Origin of the sequence: Bradyrhizobium sp. SZCCHNRI1029, from assembly GCF_032487555.1 — a bacterium.
GTDB lineage: Bacteria > Pseudomonadota > Alphaproteobacteria > Rhizobiales > Xanthobacteraceae > Bradyrhizobium.
In genome coordinates this window covers 600,148-624,519 of sequence record NZ_JAUEUK010000004.1, presented here as the reverse complement: position 1 = coordinate 624,519, position 24,372 = coordinate 600,148, and the positions used below count along the sequence as shown (strand labels likewise).

26 protein-coding genes are annotated in these 24,372 nt (G+C 66.0%); 11 read left to right on the top strand and 15 right to left on the bottom strand.

The features are described from left to right. Positions 1–757: 757 nt before the first annotated feature. Entirely contained in the window at positions 758–1,015 is a 258-nt protein-coding gene (locus QW861_RS15105) for a hypothetical protein (protein ID WP_315750089.1), read from the top strand. A 178-nt stretch (positions 1,016–1,193) separates the two neighbouring features. Next, positions 1,194–1,445, top strand: a complete 252-nt coding sequence (locus QW861_RS15100; RefSeq protein WP_315750090.1) for a hypothetical protein — start codon at positions 1,194–1,196, stop codon at positions 1,443–1,445. A gap of 10 nt (positions 1,446–1,455) precedes the next feature. Here QW861_RS15100 and ppk2 read toward each other — a convergent pair whose 3' ends face one another. From ppk2 to napE, 7 genes are all read right to left on the bottom strand, one after another. Then, entirely contained in the window at positions 1,456–2,586 is a 1,131-nt protein-coding gene (ppk2, locus tag QW861_RS15095) for a polyphosphate kinase 2 (RefSeq protein ID WP_315750091.1), read from the bottom strand. Positions 2,587–2,732: 146 nt separating this feature from the next. Further along, positions 2,733–3,842 (bottom strand): ATP-dependent RecD-like DNA helicase, encoded by a 1,110-nt coding sequence (locus tag QW861_RS15090; RefSeq protein WP_315733892.1) that lies wholly within the window; start codon positions 3,840–3,842, stop codon positions 2,733–2,735. A gap of 267 nt (positions 3,843–4,109) precedes the next feature. After that, positions 4,110–4,772, bottom strand: a complete 663-nt coding sequence (locus QW861_RS15085; protein WP_315714154.1) for a NapC/NirT family cytochrome c — start codon at positions 4,770–4,772, stop codon at positions 4,110–4,112. Continuing rightward, positions 4,769–5,239 (bottom strand): nitrate reductase cytochrome c-type subunit, encoded by a 471-nt coding sequence (locus QW861_RS15080; protein WP_315714155.1) that lies wholly within the window; start codon positions 5,237–5,239, stop codon positions 4,769–4,771. The genes QW861_RS15085 and QW861_RS15080 overlap by 4 nt, the downstream gene beginning before the upstream one ends. Before the next feature lie 5 nt (positions 5,240–5,244). Next, positions 5,245–7,749: a nitrate reductase catalytic subunit NapA gene (gene napA, locus QW861_RS15075; RefSeq protein WP_315750092.1), complete on the bottom strand. Its 2,505-nt coding sequence runs from the start codon at positions 7,747–7,749 to the stop codon at positions 5,245–5,247. A 15-nt stretch (positions 7,750–7,764) separates the two neighbouring features. Beyond that, on the bottom strand, positions 7,765–8,085 hold the full coding sequence (locus QW861_RS15070; RefSeq protein WP_315714157.1) for a chaperone NapD: 321 nt from the start codon (positions 8,083–8,085) through the stop codon (positions 7,765–7,767). Positions 8,086–8,101: 16 nt separating this feature from the next. Next, the gene (gene napE, locus QW861_RS15065; protein ID WP_315714158.1) at positions 8,102–8,287 is read right to left on the bottom strand and encodes a periplasmic nitrate reductase, NapE protein; all 186 of its coding nucleotides are present in this window, start codon (positions 8,285–8,287) and stop codon (positions 8,102–8,104) included. 389 nt (positions 8,288–8,676) lie between these two features. Between napE and QW861_RS15060 the strand changes: the two genes are divergently transcribed. The 6 genes from QW861_RS15060 (at position 8,677) to QW861_RS15035 (ending at position 13,358) form a co-directional block, all read left to right on the top strand. Further along, positions 8,677–9,633, top strand: coding sequence for an aliphatic sulfonate ABC transporter substrate-binding protein (locus tag QW861_RS15060; RefSeq protein ID WP_315714159.1), 957 nt, complete (start codon positions 8,677–8,679; stop codon positions 9,631–9,633). 36 nt (positions 9,634–9,669) lie between these two features. After that, complete coding sequence (ssuD, locus tag QW861_RS15055) at positions 9,670–10,848, top strand: FMNH2-dependent alkanesulfonate monooxygenase (protein ID WP_315827660.1); 1,179 nt, start codon at positions 9,670–9,672, stop codon at positions 10,846–10,848. Next, entirely contained in the window at positions 10,845–11,651 is an 807-nt protein-coding gene (locus QW861_RS15050; protein WP_316176094.1) for an ABC transporter permease subunit, read from the top strand. The genes ssuD and QW861_RS15050 overlap by 4 nt, the downstream gene beginning before the upstream one ends. 9 nt (positions 11,652–11,660) lie before the next feature. Then, complete coding sequence (locus QW861_RS15045; RefSeq protein ID WP_315750097.1) at positions 11,661–12,521, top strand: ATP-binding cassette domain-containing protein; 861 nt, start codon at positions 11,661–11,663, stop codon at positions 12,519–12,521. 14 nt (positions 12,522–12,535) lie between these two features. Then, positions 12,536–13,111 carry a flavin reductase family protein gene (locus QW861_RS15040; protein ID WP_316193224.1) on the top strand — a complete coding sequence of 192 codons (576 nt, stop codon included), beginning with the start codon at positions 12,536–12,538 and terminating at the stop codon, positions 13,109–13,111. Positions 13,112–13,202: 91 nt separating this feature from the next. Continuing rightward, positions 13,203–13,358 carry a hypothetical protein gene (locus tag QW861_RS15035; protein ID WP_316193223.1) on the top strand — a complete coding sequence of 52 codons (156 nt, stop codon included), beginning with the start codon at positions 13,203–13,205 and terminating at the stop codon, positions 13,356–13,358. Positions 13,359–13,802: 444 nt separating this feature from the next. On the opposite strand, the gene QW861_RS15030 is transcribed toward QW861_RS15035, so the two are convergent. From QW861_RS15030 to QW861_RS14995, 8 genes are all read right to left on the bottom strand, one after another. After that, positions 13,803–15,182, bottom strand: coding sequence for a sigma-54 dependent transcriptional regulator (locus QW861_RS15030; protein ID WP_315714165.1), 1,380 nt, complete (start codon positions 15,180–15,182; stop codon positions 13,803–13,805). A 53-nt stretch (positions 15,183–15,235) separates the two neighbouring features. Then, complete coding sequence (gene fliN / locus QW861_RS15025; protein ID WP_015669138.1) at positions 15,236–15,583, bottom strand: flagellar motor switch protein FliN; 348 nt, start codon at positions 15,581–15,583, stop codon at positions 15,236–15,238. A 29-nt stretch (positions 15,584–15,612) separates the two neighbouring features. Further along, on the bottom strand, positions 15,613–16,233 hold the full coding sequence (locus QW861_RS15020) for a FliH/SctL family protein (protein WP_315714166.1): 621 nt from the start codon (positions 16,231–16,233) through the stop codon (positions 15,613–15,615). After that, positions 16,233–17,327: a flagellar motor switch protein FliG gene (gene fliG / locus QW861_RS15015; protein ID WP_315714167.1), complete on the bottom strand. Its 1,095-nt coding sequence runs from the start codon at positions 17,325–17,327 to the stop codon at positions 16,233–16,235. Before fliG ends, QW861_RS15020 begins: the two co-directional genes overlap by 1 nt. A 44-nt stretch (positions 17,328–17,371) precedes the next feature. Further along, positions 17,372–18,970: a flagellar basal-body MS-ring/collar protein FliF gene (gene fliF / locus QW861_RS15010; RefSeq protein ID WP_315750101.1), complete on the bottom strand. Its 1,599-nt coding sequence runs from the start codon at positions 18,968–18,970 to the stop codon at positions 17,372–17,374. A gap of 335 nt (positions 18,971–19,305) precedes the next feature. Beyond that, positions 19,306–19,581 carry a DUF1153 domain-containing protein gene (locus QW861_RS15005; RefSeq protein ID WP_002714638.1) on the bottom strand — a complete coding sequence of 92 codons (276 nt, stop codon included), beginning with the start codon at positions 19,579–19,581 and terminating at the stop codon, positions 19,306–19,308. 249 nt (positions 19,582–19,830) lie between these two features. Continuing rightward, a complete protein-coding gene (locus QW861_RS15000) occupies positions 19,831–20,529 on the bottom strand; it encodes a flagellar hook assembly protein FlgD (RefSeq protein WP_315750102.1) in 699 nt (232 codons plus the stop codon). A 12-nt stretch (positions 20,530–20,541) separates the two neighbouring features. Beyond that, positions 20,542–22,146 (bottom strand): flagellar hook-length control protein FliK, encoded by a 1,605-nt coding sequence (locus QW861_RS14995; protein WP_316172599.1) that lies wholly within the window; start codon positions 22,144–22,146, stop codon positions 20,542–20,544. On the opposite strand from QW861_RS14995, the gene QW861_RS14990 reads away from it, so the two are divergent. The 3 genes from QW861_RS14990 (at position 22,133) to QW861_RS14980 (ending at position 24,362) form a co-directional block, all read left to right on the top strand. Beyond that, positions 22,133–22,360, top strand: a complete 228-nt coding sequence (locus QW861_RS14990) for a hypothetical protein (RefSeq protein ID WP_316169303.1) — start codon at positions 22,133–22,135, stop codon at positions 22,358–22,360. The genes QW861_RS14995 and QW861_RS14990 overlap by 14 nt on opposite strands. A gap of 142 nt (positions 22,361–22,502) precedes the next feature. Further along, positions 22,503–23,699: a tRNA 2-thiouridine(34) synthase MnmA gene (gene mnmA / locus QW861_RS14985; RefSeq protein ID WP_315714172.1), complete on the top strand. Its 1,197-nt coding sequence runs from the start codon at positions 22,503–22,505 to the stop codon at positions 23,697–23,699. 27 nt (positions 23,700–23,726) lie between these two features. Then, complete coding sequence (locus QW861_RS14980) at positions 23,727–24,362, top strand: class I SAM-dependent methyltransferase (protein WP_316172598.1); 636 nt, start codon at positions 23,727–23,729, stop codon at positions 24,360–24,362. The last annotated feature ends 10 nt before the right edge of the window (positions 24,363–24,372 follow it).

Here is a 24,372-nt window from a genome sequence, read left to right as displayed (position 1 = left end):
GCCCCGCGTTGACCGTTTCTTTCGAATGCCCATCGCAACCTCCTCATCGAGTGTTGCGACGACCAATTGAATCCGCCTCCGGCCCTCCCTGCGCGATGGTTTTAACGCTTATACGTGCTCTCCCCGGGGACCGGCTGTCTTGCCCCCGTCGCCGGCGGATCATCACCGCCAGCTTGGCCTCAGCGTCGGGAGGCCAGGACCACACGCTTTCGCCGTCCGCGCCATGCCGTTCGTCCGCAGGCGCTTCACCCGCTGCAACATGCCGCATCCATCGCATTTCGCTGCCAACGTCCGTGACGATCGCGATACGTCCCCTGCCGTGCAACGAAACGCAGGCATCATAAGCCTGATTTGGGCACGGCGCGAAATGATTTATGTTTTTCAGAAGACCTTGACAGCTTTTGTCGTCGCCGGCCGATTTGCCCGACGGGCCGAACGGCGCTGCCGCATGCGAGGAAGGTGCAGTGATTCATGCATGGGTGGGCAGCTACGAGATTCACCATAGTCGATATCGTCGACGGCGCGACGCGCGACGTCCAACCCGCCAGGTCACGATCCCATCACGCTTCGCCGATCCTCGAACCATGATGTCATTCCATTGTCGCGGTCGTGATGCCGGCGCGGCGGGACGCCGCGAATATTTCCTCCATCCGATGGTCAATACAGAGGCGGTCGCGCCTCGACCGGCAGGGCCCTGACCAGGGCATCGATCAATCGAGTGCGCGCTCTCCGCCTCTTGAGAACCTGGAGAACAATCATGACAATGTGGAAATCGAAGGCGGCAGCCGTGCTGCTGTCGATGGCGACTGCCGCGCCTGCATCGGCGCAGGGTTGGTTCTACGGCGAGCAGGAGCCGGGGGCGTTTCAGGCGATGTATCCCGATCGCGACGTGCTCAACGGCGGCGCACTGACGCCGGCGGGACGAATGGGCCTGGTGCGCGCCTCCGGCGCGGTGCTCGTGTTTCCGCCGCCGGCTCATCTCCGCCCGTATGATCGGCTGCCGCAGCGGCGATGACGCGTCGCCCGGAAGGCGCCCCTATGATCTGCTGCCCGGACAGCGGCTGCCGCGCTACGTCCGAGCGATGGGCGCGATCACGAACGGCCGTCGGCTCGCGCGGTCGTGATTGGGATGCCGCTTTCGCCTGCCTACATCATCGCCTGCGCGAACTGGTGCGCAACAGGGAAGACCAATTATGATCGCATTCAGGAGCCTGGCGGCAGCTCTGCTGATGTCGACGCTGGCGGCCACCGCGGCATCGGCCCAATTCTCCGAGCCGGCGGCCTATGCGGCCATGCATCCCGAACGCGACGTGCTCAATGGCGGCGCGCTGACGCCGGCGGCGCAGGCGGAACTGGCCCGCCGTGGCACGTCGGCCTTTCCGAATGCAAATGCAGCGATGCCTCCGGCCGATCGCGTGGGGCCGCATCGACGTCATCGGCGCTGAGCGCGTCGCCTCAGTTGGCGTGCTCCTCGCGCTCGTGGATGACGCTGGCGCGGCCGACGATGAGATCGTCGACCTGGCCGATGCGTGAGACGTCCTTGCCCGCATAGGGCAGCGAATGCAGCACGCAGCGCATCGCGTTCAGCCGCGCCCGCTTCTTGTCGTCGGACTTGATCACGGTCCACGGGCAGTCGGCGGTGTCGGTGGAGAAGAACATCGCCTCCTTGGCGCGGGTGTAGTCGTCCCATTTGTCGAGCGAGGCGGTGTCGATCGGCGACAGCTTCCATTGCTTCAGCGGATGCGCCTCGCGCTCCTTGAAGCGGCGGCGCTGCTCCTCGCGGCTGACCGAGAACCAGAACTTGATCAGGTGCATGCCGCTGCGCACGAGGTTGCGTTCGAACTCCGGCACCTGGCGCAGGAACTCGTCATATTCGGCCTGCGAGCAGAAGCCCATCACGCGCTCGACGCCGGCGCGGTTGTACCAGGAGCGGTCGAACAGCACGATCTCGCCGGCGGTCGGCAGGTGCTCGACATAGCGCTGGAAGTACCATTGGCCGCGCTCGACGTCGCTCGGCTTGTCCAGCGCCACGACGCGGGCGCCGCGCGGATTGAGATGCTCCATGAAGCGCTTGATGGTGCCGCCCTTGCCGGCGGCATCGCGGCCCTCGAACAGCAGCACCAGGCGTTGCCGCGCATCCTTCATCCAGTTTTGCAGCTTCAGCAGTTCGGTCTGCAGGATGAATTTCTGCTCCTCGTAGTCCTTGCGATACATCCGGTATTTGTAGGGGTAGCCGCCCTGGCGCCAATTGTCGGCGAGCTCGTCGGAGGTGTGGCGCCTGTCGCGCTTGGTTTGTTTGCCTTCGATCAGCGCCTTCATCAGCTTGGCATCGTCGGGTGCTGCGCCGTCCAGCATGGCCCTGATCGGTGCGCTGTCGGCGTCGAGTGCCGGCGGTCCGTTCAGCACGGTCTCGAACGCCGATAGCCCGGTGATCTGCGCAGCCTGCATCTGTTCGTCGACCAGCGACTGGGCGATCGGATCGAGCCCCGCAGCTGATTGCCGGCGCGGGGCGTGCACGGTGGCGGCTGCGCGCTTCATGCGTTGACCATTGGAGGCCTTGGCTTTCGTGGTCCTGGACTTTGCCATGCGATTCCGCTGCCTGCTGTTGGTTTAACAGAGATGTGAATCGATTTTTATCCGCCAAGGACCCTGCGTCAGGTTGACGTGGATCAACCGGCCGCAGGTGGGTACCAGCGAGGCGAGCGAAATCGTCTCGCGCGGTAAAGCCGGCGTTACACCACGATCGACAGCCGCTTCGCGGCCCGTGTGATTCCGGTGTAGAGCCAGCGGGCGCGACTCTCCTGGAAGGCAAAGCTCTCGTCGAACAGCACGACGTCGTCCCATTGCGAGCCCTGCGACTTGTGCACGGTCAGCACGTAGCCGTAGTCGAACTCGTCGTAAGGCTTGCGCTGCTCCCACGGGATGTCCTCGATGCCGCCGCCGAAGCATTCGCCGCGCACCGAGACTTTCGTCACCTTGCGTCCGAGATCCTCGTCGGGCGCGACCCGCATCGTCACGATCTTGGATTTCGAGGTCGCGCGCGACTTCACCCGCCATAGCCCGCCATTGAACAGGCCCTTCTTGCGGTTGTTGCGCAGGCAGACCAGCTTGTCGCCGGCAACGGGGAGGGCGTCCTCGATGTCGAGGCGCTGTCGAAAGCGGTTGTTGTAGGCGCGGCGGGTGGCGTTGCGGCCGACCAGCACCTGGTCGGCCTCCATCACGCGCGACGGATCGAGCTCGCGGCGCTCCACCACCTCGCTCTCGCCGTAGCGGCCGATGTCGAGCGTGTTGCCTTCGCGCACGTCCATCGACATCCGCACGATCGGATCGTCCTTGGCCTGGCGATGCACCTCGGTGAGCATCACGTCGGGCTCGCTCTCGGTGAAGAAGCCGCCGCCCTTGACCGGCGGCAGCTGCGCGGGATCGCCGAGCACCAGCAACGGGCAGTCGAAGGACAGGAGATCACGGCCAAGATCGGCGTCGACCATCGAGCATTCGTCGATGATGATCAGCTTGGCCTTGGACGCCGGCGCGTCGTCCCACAATTCGAAGTTCGGCTGCTCCTCGCCGCTCTCCTGCGCGCGATAGATCAGCGAGTGGATGGTGGAGGCATTGTCGCAGCCCTTGCTGCGCATCACGAGCGCCGCCTTGCCGGTGAAGGCCGCGAACTTGACCTCGCCGTCGACGTCTTCGGCGATGTGGCGGGCCAGCGTGGTCTTGCCGGTTCCGGCATAGCCGAACAGCCGGAACACCTGCGGCGTGCCGTTCTTGCCTGGCTTGGCTTTCAGCCAGTCGCCGACGGCCTTGAGGGCGGAATCCTGATGCGGGGAGAAGGTGGTCATGGCTCAACGAAATGGAGCCGCGCGGCGACTCGGGGACATTCCGTGAACCTAAGGGCTGACGGGGAGAGATCAAGCGCTCGATGTGAATGGGTCCACGCCTCCCCCGCTTGCGGGGGAGGTCGCATCGCATCGGAAGATGCGATGCGGGTGGGGGAACGCTCCGGCGGGACTGCCCGTGTGGCGCCCCCCACCCCTAGCCCTCCCCCGCAAGCGGGGGAGGGGGCACAGCGTGCCTGCGGCGATCGCTCGTTCCCCTCCAGAGGAAGCCTACTGCCAGCCCGGGACGCCGCGCATGTCCGGCAGGTGATGCGCGATGCCCTTGTGGCAGTCGATGCAGGTCTTCTCGCCGGTGAAGAGGAAGCGCTGGTGGGCTTCGACGGCGCGCGGCGACTGCTTGGTGATGTCCATCGACTGCGCGCTGTGGCAGTTGCGGCATTCGAGCGAGTCGTTCGCCTTGAAGCGCGCCCATTCGTGCAACGCCAGTTCCAGCCTTCGGTCGGTGAACTTCTCGCGGGTGTCGATCGAGCCGAACAGATGGCCCCAGACCTCCTTGGAGGCCTGCATCTTGCGCGCGATCTTGTCGGTCCAGTTGTGCGGCACATGGCAGTCCGGGCAGCTGGCGCGCACACCGGAGCGGTTGGAGAAGTGGACGGTCGTCTTCAGCTCGGCGAACACGTTGTCGCGCATCTCGTGACAGCCGGTACAGAACTTCTCGGTGTTGGTGATCTCCAGCGCGGTGTTGAAGCCGCCCCAGAAGATGACGCCGGCGAGGAAGCCGGCGAGCACCAGCACGCCGAGCCCGAACACGGAGCTCGGCTTCAGCAGCACGTCGATGAGGTCGAGAATGAACTGCCAGGCGCGGCCGGCAAGGCCGAGCCGCTTTTCGGGGACGGGCGCTTTGGCGCCCTCCGGGATGTCGGCGCTGCTCATCGCTTGCCCCCCGGCCTGTCGTGCGCCAGCAGCGTGTCGATGTCGACGAAGTCGTTGCTGACCGGCGGATTGGCGACGCTCTGCGGCACGTGGCACTGGGTGCAGAAGTAGCGCCGCGGCGACACCGACGCCAGGAACTGGCCGTCGCGATCCATGAAATGGGTGATCGACAGCATCGGCGCCTTCGACTCCGCCGTGCGCGCCCGGGCGTGGCAGGACAGGCATTTGTTGCCCTGCATGTCGACCTGATAGCCGTCGATGGCATGCGGAATCACCGGTGGCTGCTCCGGATAGTTGCGCACCTCCTTCTCGGCGGTGTTCTTCATCGGCTGCATCGGCGGCGCAGGACCCTCGTCGTTGAGCGGCGCAGGACCGCGCAGCGAGGACGAGACGCTCTGGGCGAGCAGGGCGCTCGATCCGGCCGCAACGCTGGCCGCGATCAGCATGACAGCGATTTTTCTCATCATGATGGTCACACCCGCTCGATGCGCACGGCGCATTTCTTGTAGTCGGTCTGCAGCGAGATCGGATCGGTGGCGTCGAGCGTCACCTTGTTGATCAGCTTCGACTCGTCGAACCACGGCACGAAGACGAGGCCGCGCGGCGGCTTGTCGCGGCCGCGGGTCTCGACGCGGGCGCGGATGAAGCCGCGGCGCGAGGCGACCTTGACCTCGTCACCGCGCCTCAAGTTCGCGGCCTCGGCATCGTCCGGATGCATGAAGCAGACGGCTTCGGGGAACGCCTTGTAGAGCTCGGGCACGCGGCGCGTCATCGTGCCGGAATGCCAATGCTCGACCACGCGTCCCGTCGACAGCCAGAACGGATAGTCCTTGTCGGGCGATTCCGCCGGCGGCTCGTAGGGCAAAGCGAAGATGCGCGCCTTGCCGTCGGGGAAGCCGTAGAACTGCACGCCGGTGCCGGCCTTGACGTAAGGATCAGAGCCCTCGCGAAACCGCCAGCGCGTCTCCTTGCCGTCGACCACCGGCCAGCGCAGGCCGCGCTCCCGGTGATAGGCCTCGAACGGCGCCAGGTCATGGCCATGGCCGCGGCCGAACGAGGCGTATTCCTCGAACAGGCCCTTGTGGACGTAGAAGCCGAACGCCTTGGACTCGTCGTTGGCATAGCCCGGCTCGATCTGGTCGAGCGGAAACTTGTCGACCTGGCCGTTCCTGTAGAGCACGTCGAACAGCGTCTTGCCGCGCACGTCGGGCTTCTTGGCGATCAGCTCCTCGGGCCAGACCTCCTCGATCTTGAAGCGCTTGGAGAACTCCATCAACTGCCAGAGATCCGAGCGTGCCTCGCCCGGTGCCGACACGAGCTGGTGCCAGAACTGGGTGCGGCGCTCGGCATTGCCATAGGCGCCTTCCTTTTCCACCCACATTGCCGTCGGCAAAATGAGATCGGCGGCGAGCGCGGTGACCGACGGATAGGCGTCGGAGACGACGATGAAATTGTCCGGATTGCGGAAGCCCGGATAGGTCTCTTCGTTCGCGTTGGGGCCGGCCTGCAGGTTGTTGTTGACCTGCACCCAATAGGCGTTCAGCAGGCCGTCCTTCAGCATCCGGCTCTGCAGCACGGCGTGATAGCCCGGCTTGTCGGGGATCGTGCCTTCCGGCAACTGCCAGATGTGCTCGGCCTTGGTTCGGTGCTCCTTGTTGGTGACGACCATGTCGGCGGGCAGGCGGTGCGAGAAGGTGCCGACCTCGCGCGCGGTGCCGCAGGCCGAGGGCTGGCCGGTCAGCGAGAACGGGCTGTTGCCGGGCTCTGCGATCTTCCCGGTCAGGAGATGGATGTTGTAGACGAGGTTGTTGCACCAGACACCGCGGGTGTGCTGGTTGAAGCCCATGGTCCAGAACGAGACCACCTTGGTCTTCGGATCGGCATAGAGCTCGGCCAGCGCCTCGAGCCGATTCAGCGGCACGCCGGACATCTCGGCGGCCTTCTCCAGCGTATAGTCGGAGACGAACTTGGCATACTCGTCGAACGAGATGTCGGTGGCGTCGTTGGCCTTGGCTGCGCCGGTGGCCTTCTTCTGCAGCGGATGCTCCGGGCGCAGGCCGTAGCCGATGTCGGTCTGGCCCTTCTTGAACACCGTATGCGCCTGGACGAACTCCTTGTTGACGCGGCCGGTCTTGATGATGTGGTTGGCGATCGCGTTGAGGAGATAGAGATCGGTCTGCGGCTTGAACACCATGCCGATGTCGGCGAGGTCGAACGAGCGATGCTCGAAGGTCGAGAGCACAGCGACCTTGACATGCGGCGCCGACAGGCGCCGGTCGGTGACGCGGCTCCACAGGATCGGATGCATCTCCGCCATGTTGGAGCCCCACAGCACGAACGCATCCGTCGCCTCGATGTCGTCATAGCAGCCGGCCGGCTCGTCGATGCCGAAGGTGCGCATCATGCCGGCGACGGCCGAGGCCATGCAGTGCCGCGCATTCGGATCGATGTTGTTGGAGCGGAAGCCGGCCTTGAACAGCTTTGACGCAGCGTAGCCTTCCCAGATCGTCCACTGTCCCGAGCCGAACATGCCGACGCCGGAGGGACCGCGCTTCTTCAGCGCGTCTTTGTACTTCGCGGCCATGACGTCGAACGCTTCGTCCCAGGAGACGGGGGTGAACTCGCCGTTCTTGTCGTACTTGCCGTTCGTCTTGCGCAGCATCGGATGCGTCAGGCGGTCATGGCCGTACATGATCTTCGAGAGGAAGTAGCCCTTGACGCAGTTGAGGCCGCGATTGACCTCGGCCTTGATGTCGCCATGGGTGGCGACGACGCGGTTGTCCTTGGTCGCGACCATCACGCTGCAGCCGGTGCCGCAGAAGCGGCAGGCGGCCTTGTCCCATTTCAGCTCGCTGGCTTCGCGCTCGGTGACGAGGTTCGCCGCAAGCGAGCTGCCGGGCATGCCGGCGGCGGCCGCGGCAATCGCGGCGGCTTCCAGCTTCAGCATCTGGCGACGATCGATCTTCATGTCGGTCATTGGTGTCTCGTGTGATTAGCCGGCGTCGATGGCGTGGAAGACGAGGCAGGCGGAGTGCACGTGCGGCAGCAGGCCGATCCGGTTCATGGTGGCGCCGAGCGCGCCGGCATCGGGCGCATCGACGACGACGATCAGCTTGCCGCGTGCGTCGCGGCCGTGAATCTCGCAGCCGGACAGCGCGAGGATGTCGGCTTCGACGCGGTCGAGCTGCTCGGGCCGGGTCTGCACGATGATGCTGGCGATCTCGCCCTTGGCCAGTGCGACGACGGGATCGGCGGTGAGGACTCGGCCGGTGATCAGAGCACGGCGGTCGAGGGAGGTGCGGTGTGAGAGCATGGCGGGGTCCTTCCGATCAGTGCGCCGCGGGCGGCCCGGGTGGCCCGGCCATCATCTGGTAAACCCAGACCGTGAGCCCGTAGGAGCCGACGGTGGCGACCGCGAGCGCGGGCATCAGCACAGCGGTGAGAAACAGGAAGGCAACAATTTCCATGCGTCTGCGACGCGCACGCGCGTTCGCATCGCCGCCAACGAGCGACATGAGAGAATTCTCTGCTAGGGGAGGTTCAGTTCAGGAGGGATTGCGGCATCCGGGCCGCGCCTGATCTTATGTTTAAGAAGGCTCCGGAAACCGGCGTTGACCTGGATCAAGCGGGCGGAACCCCGCGCACACCGGCGCACCGCCAGAGCGGAGTCGCGCCGGTCCCCACTGAGCTCTTGGTTGACGGGCTGTGAAGACGCGTGATCGCAGCTTTGCTTGCGAGAAATTCTCGCTGCTCTGCGCCGCGGTCTCGATACGAACATCCCCTCCGGCCGTAAGCCGATAGGACCCGCATCGCTATTTTTCCGGGACGCTCGACACGCGTTGCGCCTGCCACCATCATTCCGTGCATCGCATCAATGCGGATGCAGTCTTGGTCGGAGAGGGCAATGAAGCGTCGTGATTTTCTGAAATTGTCGTTGGCATCGGCTGCGGTGATGGCCTCAGCGGCGCCGCTGCGCGCCGAGGACAAGCCGAAGGAGATCCGCATCGGCACCCAGAAGGGCGGCTTCTTCCCGGCGGTGAAGGCGCGCCGCACCATCGAGGATACGTTCAAGCCCGTCGGCATCGACATCGTCTGGGTCGACTTCCAGTTCGGCCCGCCGCTGCTGGAGGCCATCAATGTCGGCAGCGTCGATTTCGGCTATGTCGGCGACGCGCCGCCGATCTTCGCGCAGGCCGCCGGTGCCAAGATCCGCTACGCGGCGGCCGTCAAGCAGAACGGCAGCAGCCAGGCGATCATCGTGCCCAAGGACTCGCCGATCAAGTCGCTCGCCGATCTCAAAGGCAAGCGCGTCGCCTTCGGCAAGGGCTCGAGCGCGCACAATCTCCTGGTCGCCGCGCTGGAGAAGGCGGGCCTGTCCTGGACCGACATCACGCCGGCGCCGCTCGCGCCCGCCGATGCCACCGCCGCCTTCGTCAAAGGCTCGGTCGATGCCTGGTCGATCTGGGATCCGTATCTCGCGCTTGCCGAGCTCAAGGAGAATGCGCGCGTGATCGTGTGGGACAAGGATGTCCACAAGCCGAACTCATTCTACATCGTCGGCTCCGACTTCGTCGAAAAGTATCCGGCCGTCGTCGCCAGGCTGAACGCGGCTTTCGCCGCCGAAGGCGTGTGGGCCAACAGCCATCACGAGGAGGTCGCCAAGGCGCAGGCCGAGGCCACCGGCGTCGATCTTGAGGCGGTCAAGCGCTTCGTCGACCGCTCGGTCTATAGCGTCGTGCCGATCGACGACGAAGTGATCAAGAGCCAGCAGGCCGTCGCCGACCGCTTCGCCCGTGTCGGCCTCATTCCCAAAGCCGTCAACGTCGCCGACATCGTCTGGAAATGGACGCCGTCCACCTGACGGCTGTCCCGCCACTCAAATCCGAAAGAGAACGACATGAGCAACGCTTCGTCGAAGCCCAATGTGCTTTGGTTCCTGCCGACCCATGGCGACGGCCGCTATCTCGGCACCTCGCAAGGCGGCCGCGAGGTCAACTTCAACTATCTGCGCCAGGTGGCGCAGGCCGCCGATCAGCTCGGCTATTACGGCGTGCTGATCCCGACGGGACGCAGCTGCGAGGATTCCTGGATCGTGGCGTCGGCCGTGGCGCCATTCACCGAGAAGCTGCGCTATCTCGTCGCGGTGCGTCCGGGTCTGCAATCGCCGGCCGTGGCCGCGCGCATGACCGCGACGCTCGACCGCGTCACCAACGGTCGCCTGCTGGTCAACGTCGTCACCGGCGGCGATCCGGTCGAGAACAAGGGCGACGGCATCTTCCTGTCGCATGAGGAGCGCTACGAGGTCACCCGCGAGTTTCTCACCGTCTACAACGCGCTGCTCGAAGGCGAATCCGTCAACTTCGCCGGCAAGCACATCAAGGTCGAGGATGGCCGGCTGCTGTTCCCACCGGTGCAGTCGCCACGCCCGCCGCTGTTCTTTGGAGGCTCGTCGGATGCCGGCATCGACGTCGCCGTCGATACGGTCGAGAAGTATCTTACCTGGGGCGAGCCGCCGGCAGATGTCGCGGCGAAGATCGCCAATGTGAGAGCAGTCGCCGACAGCCGTGGCCGCAGGCTGTCGTTCGGCATCCGCCTGCATGTGATCGTGCGCGAGACCAACGCGGAGGCGTGGGTCGCCGCCGACGACCTCATCAAGCACGTCACCGACGACACCATCGCCTCGGCACAGAAGATTTTTGCGCGGATGGATTCGGTCGGCCAGCAGCGCATGTCGCAGCTGCACGGCGGCCGGCGCGACAAGCTCGAGATCAGCCCGAATCTGTGGGCCGGCGTGGGCCTCGTCCGCGGCGGCGCCGGCACCGCGCTGGTCGGCGATCCCGACACGGTCGCGGCGCGCATCCGCGAGTACCAGGAGCTCGGCATCGACACCTTCATCCTGTCCGGCTACCCGCATCTCGAAGAAGCCTACCGCTTCGCCGAGCTGGTGTTTCCCAAGCTTGGGCTGAACGTGTCCGAGCAGGCCGGCAACGTGACCAAACTGCGCACCAACACCGGCCCATTCGGTGAGACCATCGCCAACGAGCATCGTCCGTTGCAGAGAGCCTCGCAGTCATGAGCCTGATCGAAAGTCTTCCCAAGGTCGGCAAGCTCGTGGTGCCGCGCGCGGATGCGCTGATCCCCTGGCTGGTGCCGCTCGCGATCATCATGATCTGGCAGGCGGCCTCGGTCGCCGGCCTGGTGTCGCCGCGGGTACTGCCGGCGCCGACCGACGTCGCACGCGCCGGATGGAAGCTGCTGCTATCAGGCGAACTCGGCCGTAACATCTGGGTCAGCTTCTGGCGCGCCTCGATCGGCTTCTTGATCGGTGGCGTCATCGGCTTCGCCTTCGGGCTCGCCAATGGCCTGTCGCAGCTGTCGGCGAAGCTGACGGACACCACGCTGCAGATGGTGCGCAACGTGCCACATCTGGCGCTGATCCCGCTGGTCATCCTGTGGTTCGGCATCGACGAGAGCGCAAAACTGTTCCTGGTGGCCCTCGGCGTGTTCTTCCCCGTCTACCTCAACACGCTGCACGGGATTCGCACCGTCGATCCGCAACTCATTGAAATGGGCCGCGTCTACGGCATGACCGACGGCGAACTGTTTCGCCGCGTGATCTTCCCCGGTGCGTTGCCGTCGATCTTCGTCGGTCTGCGCTTCGCGCTCGGCATCATGTGGCTCACCCTGATTGTCGCCGAGACGATCGCGGCGTCTTCGGGCCTCGGCTACATGGCGATGCAGGCGCGCGAGTTCATGCAGATCGACGTCGTCGTGCTTTCCATCCTGATCTACGCCCTGCTGGGCAAGGTCGCCGACAGCGCTTCGCGGGTGCTGGAACGGACGACGCTGTCCTGGCATCCGGCCTTCAGCAAACATTGAGGTTCGTAAATGCAGCAAGCGCTCCGAATTCCCGTGTCCGGCGTCGAGGCGATCGACGGCACTGACGTGATCGGGCATGCCGAGGCCTTCCGCCACGCGAGGAAGCCCGGCGTGACCCCGGCCAAACCCGCCACGCGCGGCCTGCCGCTGGTGATCCGCGACCTTCGCAAGGCGTTCGGCGACAACGAGGTGCTGCGCGGCATCGATCTCGAGATTCCGGGCGGTCAGTTCGTGGCGATCGTCGGTCAGAGTGGCTGCGGCAAGAGCACGCTGCTCCGCCTGATCGCAGGTCTGGACAAGCCGACGTCGGGCAGCATCAGCTTCGGTGAAGCCGCGGCGCGGCCCGAGGACGTCCGCGTCATGTTCCAGGAACCGCGGCTGCTGCCGTGGGCGCGGGTGCTCGGCAATGTCGAGGTCGGCCTCGGCCGCGAGCGCAAGGCCGCCGGCGCCCATGAGCGCGCGCGGCAGGCGCTGGAGGAAGTGGGTCTCGCCGACAAGCGTGACCAATGGCCGGCGGTGCTGTCCGGCGGCCAGAAGCAGCGCGTCGCGCTGGCGCGCGCGCTCGTCAGCGGTCCGCGCCTGCTGGCGTTCGACGAGCCGCTCGGCGCCCTCGATGCGCTGACGCGGATCGCGATGCAGCGGCTGCTGGAGCGGGTCTGGGCCGATCAAACCTTCACCGCAATCCTGGTCACCCATGACGTGGCGGAAGCCGTGGCCCTGGCCGACCGGGTTCTGGTCATCGAGAATGGCCGGATCGCCGAGGATATCGTGGTCGATCTGCCGCGCCCGCGCCAGCGTGGCTCTGCGGAGCTTGCGGCGCAGGAAGGCTCGATCCTGGGCCAGTTGCTTGGACCGGGCGCGGCGGGTTAGGAGAGAATATCGCAATGAACTCCATCGTCCGCCTCATGCCCGACGCCTCCGCGCTTCAGCCCGATTTCCGCTCCGCGATGCGCCAGCTGGTCGGCGGCGTGAGCGTGATCACCGTCGGGCGCGGCGATGAGGTCACTGGCATGACGGTGAGTTCGCTGTCATCGCTCTCCATCGAGCCGGCGTCCGTGATCGTGAGCCTCAATCGGAACGCCTCGTCATGGCCGATCCTGCAGCGGGAGCGTGTTTTCGGCGCCAATCTGCTCGCCGCGGGCCAGATCGGCGTGGCCGAGCGGTTCTCGGGTAAAGGCGGTCTCAGAGGCGCCGAGCGGTTCGCCGGCGCGGAGTGGCGCAAGCACGTGACCGGCGTGCCGCTCCTGGTCGGGGCACTCGCCGCGCTGGACTGCGAGGTCGAGGAGATCATCGAGCGGCACTCTCATGGCATCGTGATCGGCCGCGTGGTGCATGTCGAGGTGGCGCCGCAATCGGCAGCCCTGGCATATTGGCATGGCGGCTATGTGCACGTCGACCGCGACGAGGACGTGGCCCGGCTCGCCCCCCTCGGCGGGCCCGATCCGCAGGACGAGCCCTAGGCGGTGAGCGGCGGTTGGCCGCAGGGTGGCGTCCCGAAGCTGGACGCCGTAAAAGCACCGCGGCCTTGAGGCGGTGTTTGCGGCGGAGCTGATGAAACGGATCGGAACCTGGGCGCTCTATCTGATCGGCACGGCCGCGATCCTGTATCTCGCGCTCTATGCCTATGCCGTGCTGACGCAGCGCGAGTTCACGCCCGGCGATCCCATTCACATCTTCCGCAATCCCGAGGCGCCGAACTATTCGTGAGGCTGTGCCCGGCGACGACGCGCCGGCGTATTCTCGCGAACCCACGGATCCGGGGACTGTTCACAGTCCTGTAGCTGCATCCAATCGTCGGTCAGAAACTGCACGCGGCAGCGGCGCCACACTTTGATGTGTCCGCCATCCGGCGACGTCTCGACATCTGATAGCGACAGGGTGGGCGGCCGCCAGCGATAGCTGCGTTCGTTGTCCCAGCCGTCGCAGCCCTCCCTGCCACAGGCAACCGTTCGCGAGATCAGCTTGCCCTTGCCTGCGAAGCACCAGCTCCGGGCGCCCCATTCCTGACCCGACGACGGATTGACGAGCGGTGCGTGCGACGTCTGCTCCCAGCAGCCTGACAGCACGCCGCGCGTTGCGGCATCAGCCGGCGAAACGGCAAGCGGCGCGCCGAGGGCCAGCGCGCCGCCGAGAACGAACCGGATAGGCAGATTATACGGGGCTCGGCATGCGCGGCGTATCGCCGGAGCCCGGCGGCGGGATCGGCACGCCGCCGTCGGCATATTCGTTGAGCTTGTTGCGCAACGTGCGGATCGAGATGCCCAAGATATTGGCCGCATGTGTCCGATTGCCCAGGCAGTGCTTCAGGGTCTCCAGGATCAGGTCACGTTCGACATCGGCGACCGTGCGGCCGACCAAGGCGCGCGTGACCTGCTCCGCCGCCATCGTAGCATGCGCTACGGCGGGTTGGGTCTTGCCGATGTCGAGGCGGGTGCCGTCGGGCGTGAGGATGGCATCCGGCCCGATCTCGTCGCCCTGCGCCATCAGCACCGCGCGATGCATCGTGTTCTCCAGCTCGCGCACGTTGCCCGGCCAGCGGTTGGTGGTGAGGATGCGCTTGGCCTCCGCCGAGATCGGCCGCAGCGGTACGGCATTGGCCTCGGAATATTTGCGCGCGAAATGCTGCGCCAGCTCGAGAATGTCGGCGGGGCGCTCGCGCAGGGGAGGGATCTTCAGGTTCACGACGTTGAGCCGGAACAAGAGGTCCTCGCGGAACGAGCCCTCGCGCACGGCGTCGGCCAGGTTGCGGTTGGAGGTCGCGATGATGCGGATGTCGACGGGGACGGGGCGGGTGCCGCCGACGCGGTCGATCACGCGCTCCTGGATGGCGCGCAAGAGCTTCGACTGCAGCCGCACGTCCATTTCCGAGATTTCGTCCAGCAGGAGCGTGCCGCCATTGGCCTCCTCGAACTTGCCGATGCGGCGGGCGACGGCCCCGGTGAAGGCGCCCTTCTCATGGCCGAACAGCTCGGACTCCAGGAGGTGCTCAGGGATTGCGGCGCAGTTGATCGAGATGAAGGGACGCTTGGCGCGGGCCGAGCGGGTGTGGACGTAGCGCGCCAGCACCTCCTTGCCGGTGCCGGACTCGCCGGTGATCATCACCGAGGCATCGGAGCCGGCGATCTGCTGGGCGAGCTTGATCACCTTCGCCATCGCCTCGTCGCGATAGACGAGGTCGCGGCTGTCATTGGCGACGGCGGCGAGCACGGCGGCGATCAGTTCGGGATCCGGCGGCAGCGGAATGTATTCCTTGGCGCCGGCATGGATGGCGGCGACCGCGGCGCGTGCATCGCTGGTGATGCCGCAGGCGACGATCGGCACGTGGATGTGCTCTGCATCGAGCCGCATCACCAGGTCGCGGATGTCGAGCGCGACGTCGACGAGGAGCAGGTCGGCGCCCTTGCCGCCGCGCAGCACCCGCATCGCCTGCTCGTTGTCCTCGGCATGGGTGACGGTGGCGCCGTTCTCCATGGCGATCTTGGTGGCCGTCGTCAGCTGGCCCTTCAGCGTTCCGACGATGAGAAGCCGCATGTTGGTCTCCTATTCGGTCGTGCCGCTCTCGATCGGCACGCAGGTCATGTCTGTCAGTTGCGGTCGGACTTGATGATTTCGGTCATCGTCACGCCGAGCTTGTCTTCGACCAGAACCACCTCGCCGCGTGCCACGAGCCGGTTGTTGACGTAGATGTCGATCGCCTCGCCGACCTTGCGGTCGAGCTCGAGCACGGTGCCGGGCCCGAGCTTCAGGAGCTCGCCGACATCCATCTTGGAGCGGCCGAGCACGGCCGAGACCTGAACCGGGACGTCGAACACCGCCTCGAGGTCGGCCGCGATGCGCGCGGCATGCTCTTCCTCGTTGTAGCCGACGTCCCCGCCCAGCGGAGGCGCGTCCGCCGCATTGAGGTCGGGAAGCGGGATCTCGTTGTCGCTCATGACTTAACTCCCTCGGCCACCACAGCGGCCTAGTTCTTCTTGGACGCCATGTAGCGTCCGACCAGCTCGTTGATCTTGGCGTCGATCGCAGCGCGCTCCAGCACGACGCCGCCATCGGCCCATTCGATACGGCAGTCGCCGGTCGCGATCTCCGGCTCGGCGAGGATCACGAGGCGCCCCTCGAAGCCGCTCTGCTTGGCGAGCTTCTCGATCTTCTCGCGGGCGAGCTCGTACAGCGTCTCGTTGATGCGCAGCACGAGGTGCGGCGTGGCAACCAGATGCGCGAAGCAGTCGTGCACGAGTCCAATGATCTCGCCGAGCGGCTCCGCCTCGACCAGCGCCGCGCACAGCTTGCGGGCGACGGCGACCGCGACATCGACGGCCTCGGTTTCCATCCGCTGCTCGATGCCTTCGAAGCGGGCGGAGATGCCCTGCAATTGGATGTTGATCTGCTCCAGCGCCGAGGCGACGCGGCGGTCGGCCTCGACCTTGGCTTCGCGCTGTGCCGCCTCGTAGCCGTTGCGATAGGCGGCGGCTTCGGCGGCCGCGACCTTCTGTGCGATTTCCGCGGACGTGGCTGCACGCTCCCGCGTCGTCTTCTCCGGCGCGGCGAAGTCGGTATCGAACAGGAATTTCGCAGGCTGAGCCATCAATACACCAGTTCGTCGTCGGCGCGGTTCTTGCTGAGCATGATCTCGCCCTTTGCGGCGAGGTCCTTGGCGAGATTGACGAGCAGGGCCTGCGCCTCGTCGACGTCGCGCAGCCGCACCGGCCCCATGGCGGCCATGTCGTCCTGCAGCATCTTGGCGGCGCGCGACGACATGTTGCCGAAGAAGAAGTTGCGGACCTCCTCGTTGGCGCTCTTGAGCGCCACGCCGAGCTTGTCCTTGTCGACATTGCGCAGCAGGGTCTGCGCCGAGGCGGAATCGAGCTTGATCAGGTCGTCGAAGGTGAACATCAGCGCCTTGATGCGCTCGGCCGATTCGCGGTTCTCTTCTTCGAGCGACGTGATGAAGCGGGTCTCGGTCTGGCGGTCGAAATTGTTGAAGATTTCGGCCATCACCTCGTGGGCGTCGCGGCGGCGGGTCTGCGACAGGTTCGACATGAACTCGACGCGCAGGGTCTGCTCGACGCGCTCGATGACCTCCTTCTGCACCGCTTCCATGCGCAGCATGCGGCCGATGACGTCGAGCGCCATGTCCTCGGGCAGGATCGCGAGCACGCGGGCGGCATGCTCCGGCTTCAGCTTGGACAGCACGACCGCGATGGTCTGCGGATATTCGTTCTTGAGATAGTTGGCGAGCACCTCTTCCTGGACGTTGGAGAGCTTCTCCCACATGTTGCGGCCGGCGGGGCCGCGGATCTCGTCCATGATGCCGTTGACGCGTTCCGGCGGCAGGTATTGCTGCAGCAGGCGCTCGGTGGCGTCGAAATTGCCCATCAGCGCGCCCGAGGCCGACATGCGCGAGACGAATTCGAGCATCAGGTCCTCGACCACGTCGGCTTCGATGGTTCCCAGCGTCGACATCGCCAGCGACAGTTCGCGTACCTCGTCGTCATCGAGCTGCTGCCAGATCTTGCCGCCATACTGCTCGCCGAGCGCGAGCATCATCACGGCGGCGCGCCGCGGGCCGCTCAAGGGTTCGGTCTTCTCGCGCTGCGCCTGGCGGCTCGCCAAGGTCGCGATGACCGTGGAAATGTCGTTGTTGTTGGCGTTGGCGTTCTGGGTCTGCGGCAGCGACATGGCGTCTACGTTCTTTTCAGTTCAGGCGGTTCACGTCGATCGGGTCAGCTCTGCGGCTCGGCGAGCCACTGGCGGATGATGGCGGCGGCTTCGCCCGGGTTGCGGTCGGCCAGCTCGCCCACCCGGTGGACGGACTGAGCGTGGACCTGACCCTGGACCTGGGCGACGTCGATCATGTTGGCGGTCTGCTGGGCGTGAGCGGCTGCCTGGATGGTTTCGTCGGTGAGGGCCGGCAGGCCGCCGCCCGGGGCGGCGATCTCCTCGCTGGCGATGATCTTCTTCACCAGCGGCCGCACCACCATGAACACGACCACGATGCCGAGCAGCATCATCACCGCGAGCTCGATGACGTACATGACGTCATCCTTGGTGAAGTGGAGCATGCCGAGGAAGCCGGTGGGCTCGTTGATCTGCGGCACGGCGGGAGCGTCGGCGAATTTCAGGTTGACCACCTCGACCTGGTCGCCGCGCTTCTGGTCGAAGCCGATGGCGGAGCGGACCAGTGCGGCGATGCGGTCGAGCTCGTCCTTGCTGCGCTCTTGATAGACCAGCTCGCCCTTTTCGTTCTTCGAGTAGGCGCCGTCGACCAGAACCGCGACCGAGATGCGGTTGACCCGTCCGGCCTCGGTGACTTCGGTCTTGGTGGTCCGGGAGATCTCGTAATTGTTGGTCTCTTCGGTCTTCTTGCTCTGGTCTCGCGGCTGTTGCGGCGGCGCGTTCTGCTGGTTGCCGGGCAGCTCGTTGTTGACCGTGACCTGGCCGTTGTTCTCGTTGGTCGCCGACTGCTCTTCGCGGGTCTGGCTCGAGCGCAGCACGCGGCCTTCCGGATCGTAGCGGTCGGAGGTCTGGGTGATGCGGTTGTAGTCGAAGTCGGCGGACAGCTGGACGCGGGCGCGGCCCGCTCCGACCACCGAGGAGACGATGTCCTCGACCTGCTTGCGCATCCGCTTCTCGAAGGCGTTGCGGCGCTCGTCGCCGACCTGCTGGTCGATGTCGGTCTGGGTGCCGTCGGCAAGCAGCTGGCCGGCCTCGTCGACGATCGACACCCGCTGCGGCTTCAGGCCGTTGACGGCGGAGGCGACGAGGTGGCGGATGGCGCGGATCTGCGCCGGCTCGAGGGTGCCGCGCACGCGCACGACGATCGAGGCGGACGGCTCCGGGGTCTCGCGCGAGAACAACGGCCGCTCCGGCAGGACGAGATGGACGCGCGCCGCCTGGACACGGTCGATGGCGCGGATGGTGCGGGCGAGCTCGCCCTCGAGCGCGCGGAGATGGTTGATGTTCTGGACGAAGCTCGTGGTGCCCAGCGCGTCCGACTTGTCGAAGATCTCGTAGCCGACGCCGCCGCCCTTGGGCAGGCCGCCCTCGGCGAGCTTCATGCGCAGCCGGGTCACCTTGTCCTTGGGCACCAGGATCACGCTGCCTTCATTGCGCATCTCGAAGGGAATGCCCTGCCGCTCCAGATCCTTGATGATGCTGGAGGAGTCTTCCATTGTCAGGTCGGTGAAGAGGGTGGTCATCTGCGGCGCGGTCACGCGCATGATGACGAAGCCGAAGAAGCCGATTAAGGCAGCGGTGACTGCGATCATGGCGGTGAGCCGCGCGGCGCCCAAACCCTTCAGGAAGTCCAAGAGACCTTGCAAGCAACTGCCCCATAGTTCGGCATTCGACGGGTGGCCGCTGAAAGGTGATTTGAGCTTCGCGGGCCTTTACGGCCGGTTGCATCGATCGCGAAATTCAATCCTTAACCTTCACCAGCACCCGCATTCCAGGTGGCGATCCGATGTCGGCCGCTGCCCCGCCGTTCGCGGGACGGGGCGCGGAGGTTGAATCGAACCACTGGGCAATTATTGCCTATGGGAAGGTTTCGATATGGTTAACGGTGGTTAAAGGGTCCTAACAAAGTGTAGACATGCAAAAAATCGGCTTGGCAGGGCCAAGCCGATTTTCGAAGAAATCCCGTCGTGTCGGCAACGATCTATTGGCGATATTGCTGAATTCGGGTGGTGCGCAGGCCGGCGAGACCGTGCTGGTCGATCGAGAACTGCCACGACAGGAATTCGTCGACGGTCAGGGTGTAGCGGCTGCACGCTTCCTCGAGGGACAGCAAGCCGCCGCGAACGGCGGCAACGACTTCAGCCTTCCGGCGAATGACCCACCTCTTGGTGCCTGGCGCAGGCAAATCCGCGATGGTGAGTGGGCTGCCGTCAGGCCCGATGACGTATTTCACCCTCGGGCGATGGGGTTCTGTCATGGCGTACTCACAAACTCTTAACCACTGAACTCACGGTAAGACCCTACGCCGCCTCGCTTAAAATTTGCCTAAGCCGAGGGCGCGAATCCGGCGTTGCGCGCGAACGCCGCCACTTCCGGTGGCGCTGCGCCCCGGGAGCGGAATCGTGGTGAATGATTGGTTAAGAATTTCCGGCGCTTACGCTGACAGGTCGCCGCGGCGGCTGAGCTTGTTCAAGTCCAGCCGGGATCGGTTCAGATGGGGTGGGAGCTAGCTCACGATCCGCTGGATCTGGTTCACCGTGTAGGTCTGGCCGCCGATCGTCAGCAACGGCGGCTGCTGGGTCAGGTCGACCGAGGACACGGTGCCCTGGACCTGGGTCGAGATCGCCACCGGACTGCCATTGGTCACATCGGTCGCGACCGTCGTGATCTTGTACTGCCCGTCCGGCCATTGGGTGCCGTCATTGCCCTGGCCGTTCCAGTTGTAGGTCTGATTGTTGCCGGCGCTGGCGGTATATTTGCCGGTGAAGACGGTCTGGCCAACGCTGTTGGTGATGTTGACGGTGAGGTTGCAGTCCTTGGGGATGCTGAGGTCCCAACTCGCCTTTCCGCTGGCCATGGTCGTCGTGGAGCCGCTGACCACGGCGGTCTTGCCGACGAAGGCCAGCGCCTGGGTCGCCTGCGTCGCCTGCTGCATCGTGAGCAGCGATGCGAGCTGGTCGTTGGTCTTGAGCTGCTGCTCGACGCCGGCAAACTGCACGAGCTGCTGGGTGAACTGATTGGTGTCCAGCGGATCCAACGGATTCTGGTTCTGCAACTGCGTCGTCAGCAGCGTCAGGAAGGTCTGGAAATTGCCAGCAATCGTCGAGCCTGTGCTCGAGCCGAGGCTGTTGTTGCCGGTTGACGAATTGGTGTTGGTCGTGCCCGAGACTGGCGGGCTTGACGTGATCGCGTCGCCGATTGCCATGGAAGCCTCCTGTTAAACCCTGATATCCACGCCGCCTTGCGCGCCGAACATCCGTCCATAGGACCGTCCGGCGAGCTGGACCGGGACGTTTTCGTCCTCGGTCACGATCAGGCGTTGTGCGTTGCCATTCTGTTGATAATCGCCGCCATTCTGGCCGGACGAGTTCTGGTCGCGCAGCGAGAACTGCAATCCGCTGTTGTTGCTCTTGAGGCCGGCGTCCTGCAGCGCCTGCTGGAGCTGCGGCGCCGTCTGCTGCAGCATCGCCAGCGTCTCCGGCTTCTCGACCCGCAGATGCGAGGTCACCTGGCCATTGCGGTCGACGTCGATGCGGACGTCGATGCGGCCGAGCTCGGCCGGATCCAGTCGGATCTCGAAGCGGCTCTTGCCGTTGAGCGCGGAGGCTGCGATCTCGACGGCAAGCCCATGAAGCGGCACAGCGGCCGCCGTAGCGGCCGTCGCGGTCAGGTTGGCCGCGGTGATCTGGCTGGTCGATGCGGCCGGCGTCGACAGCTGGGGCTGCGCGGCGGCCGTGGCCTGTGCACTCGGATCGGGCGCCGGCGCGTTGGTCTGACTGGTCGTCGGCGCGGCGTTGCGATCATGTGAGGCCGGTGCCTGCAAATTGCCGTTCGCCTTCCCGTCGCCGGCCTCGACGGAGTCCGGCTTGGCTGCAACAGCGGGTTGTTGCGCGAGCGCGCCCTGGCCCGGCTGCTGAGTGGACTGGACGTTGCCATTGCCCGGTTCGGTGACCTTGCCGGCTGCGCCGTCGGCGAGCCCCGTCTTAATCTGTGTGCCCGGCTTGCCCGTCGTCTTGGTGCTGCCGGGAACGGCCGTATCGAGCGCGGCGGTGAAGGTCTGATCGGCAGACGCGGCAGCGTCGCCGGAGGCCGCCGCTGCCGTCTCGGGCGCCGTCGCGGTGGATCCGGCTCCGTCGGCATCCTTGGCCGCCCCGGTGGATTTGGCTGCGGCCGCCAGCAGACCTGCCGCGGCATCGACCGAGCCCTGCGGGCCAACACCGGCTACTCCGACGGGCGCGGTCGCGCCGGGCGCATTGGTTTTGCCGTCGCCGCCCGCCGTGCCATCGCCGGTGGCGGGGTTGGCGAGGGTGATGTCGGGCTGGATGGCGACGGCGACCGGCGTCGGCACGGCCACGGTCTGCTCGGCTATAGCGGTCGTCGCAGCGCTCGCATCCGTGCTGGCCTGATCGCCGTCCTTCTTGTCGCCCGTCTTGCCGTCGCTGGTCTTTCCGTCGGCGGTCCCGGCCGCATCGGTCTTGGTCGGCGTGCCGGTGGTCGCGTCGGCCGTGGTATCGGGACCGCTGGCGTCGGCGCCCGCAGTGCTGCCGTCGGCCTTGTCCGCCGGCTTGTCCTGCGACCTGGCCTGGGTGGTGCGATCGGCGTCGCCGGCCCGCGCCGGTTCGCGGCTCGGGGTGGAAGCGCTGCCGGCGCGCGGTGACGGCGACGCGGAGGTGGGCGGCGACGCTGTCGACGGATCCGGAGTCGCGGCGTCGACCAGCGCCGAGAAGCTGTCGGACGGCTGCGGAGCGTCCTGACGGGACTGTCTCGGCGCCGTGGTCTTGAGAACCGTGCCTGCCTGGATGTCTGACGTGACGCTGAACACCTTGGACCCTCTCGCGATGAACTCGACCAAGCAGTTCAGCAAGGAGCGGGCCAAGCCGGCGCCACTGAAAATAGTCAATAAATTCAATTTCTTATGGAATCGATCGCGGCGCGGATCCGCCGCCGCGTCCTCGCCATTTCTGCCCGGCCGGCAAGATTTGCCGCCGGCATCTGCGACCGGCGCAATTGCTTCGCAGGAAGTGCGCCTATATTAGAGACAGATGCTTTCGTGTTGTTTCCGATCAGGACATCCTGTCCGGAGATCGCCCGAAGCAAGCCATCCGCAAAGACGGCGCATGCGAGGCGTTCCCGCGCCGGGAACCCGTTGCCTGACGCCGCGATCGCAGTGACCGGATCATGCTCAACAGTCTCGATCTCGAAGGCCGTCCTGAAGACACCAGGGTCGTCGTCGCCATGTCCGGCGGCGTGGACTCCTCGGTGACGGCCGCGCTGCTGAAGTCGGAAGGCTACGACGTCGTCGGCATCACCCTGCAGCTCTACGATCACGGCGCGGCGACGCACCGCAAGGGCGCGTGCTGCGCCGGCCAGGACATCCACGATGCCCGCAACGTCGCCGAGCGCCTCGGCATCCCGCATTACGTGCTGGACTACGAAGACCGCTTCCGCGAGTCGGTGATCGACAATTTCGCCGCCAGCTACGCTTCGGGCGAAACGCCGGTGCCGTGCATCGAGTGCAACCGCGCCATCAAGTTCGGCGATCTCCTGAAGACCGCGCGCGAGCTCGGCGCCTCCGTGCTCGCCACCGGCCACTACGTGGCCTCGCGGCGGCTGGCGGACGGATCGCGCGCGCTCACTTGCGCGGCGGACAGCGATCGCGACCAGAGCTACTTCCTGTTCGCGACCACGCGCGAGCAGCTCGATTATCTGCGCTTTCCGCTCGGCGACATGACCAAGCCGGAGGTGCGCGAGCTCGCGCGCCGCTTCGGACTGGAGGTCGCCGACAAGCACGACAGTCAGGACATCTGCTTCGTGCCGACCGGCCGCTACACCGACATCATCGGCAAGCTGCGCCCGAACGCGATGGAGCCGGGCGAGATCGTCGATCTCAATGGCCGCGTTCTCGGCGTGCATCAGGGCATCGCGAACTACACGATCGGTCAGCGCAAGGGCCTCGGCATCGCTGCCGGCGCGCCGCTCTACGTCGTCAAGCTGGACGTCGCCACCCGCCGCGTCGTGGTCGGCCCGCGCGAGGCGCTGCGCACGCATCGCATCACGCTGCGCGAGGTCAACTGGATCGGTGACGGCGCGCTCGACGCCGCCGCGCGCGAGGGCCTCGAATTGTTCGTGCGGGTGCGCTCGACGCGGCCGCCGCAGCCGGCTTGGCTGCGCGGTGCGGACGGCCGTTACGAGGTCGAGCTGGTCGCCGGCGAAGAGGGCGTCTCGCCGGGCCAGGCCTGCGTGTTCTACGATGCCGCGTCCGGCCGCGCCCGCGTGCTCGGTGGCGGCTTCATCCAGAGCGCTGTTGCGGAAAGCAGCAGCTTGGGCGGCAACGTGATCAGGCCGCAGCGCGTGGCCGAGCCGGTCCGCGGCTGATCAGCATCCATCATTCGGGGCAGGGGCATGGGGGACATCGACCGCGCGGGGGTCGAAAAGGCCTATGAGCGCTGGGCGCCGATCTACGATCTGGTGTTCGGCAAGGTCTTCGATCAGGGCCGCCAATCGACCATCGCGGAAGCCGATCGCATCGGCGGCCGCATTCTCGACGTCGGCGTCGGCACCGGTCTGTCCTTGTCGGACTATGCCCGGACCACGAAGATCTGCGGCGTCGATATCTCCGAGCCGATGCTGCGGCGGGCGCAGGCCCGCGTGCGCGAGCTGAAGCTCTTCAACGTCGAGACGCTCGCGGTGATGGACGCGAAGCATCTCGCGTTTCCCGACAATTTCTTCGACGCGGTGGTCGCGCAATACGTCATCACCGCGGTGCCGGATCCCGAAGCGACGCTCGATGATTTCATCCGCGTGCTGAAGCCGGGCGGCGAGCTGATCCTGGTCAACCATATCGGCGCCGAGAGCGGCCCGCGCCGCATCTTCGAGCTCGCCTTCGCGCCGATCGCGCGCCGGCTCGGCTGGCGGCCGGAGTTCCCCTGGGCCCGACTGGTGAACTGGGCCGCAAAGCATGGCGGCGTCACGCTGGCCGAGCGCCGGCCGATGCCACCGCTCGGACACTTCTCGCTAATTCGCTACCGCAAGGGCTGACCGCCAGATC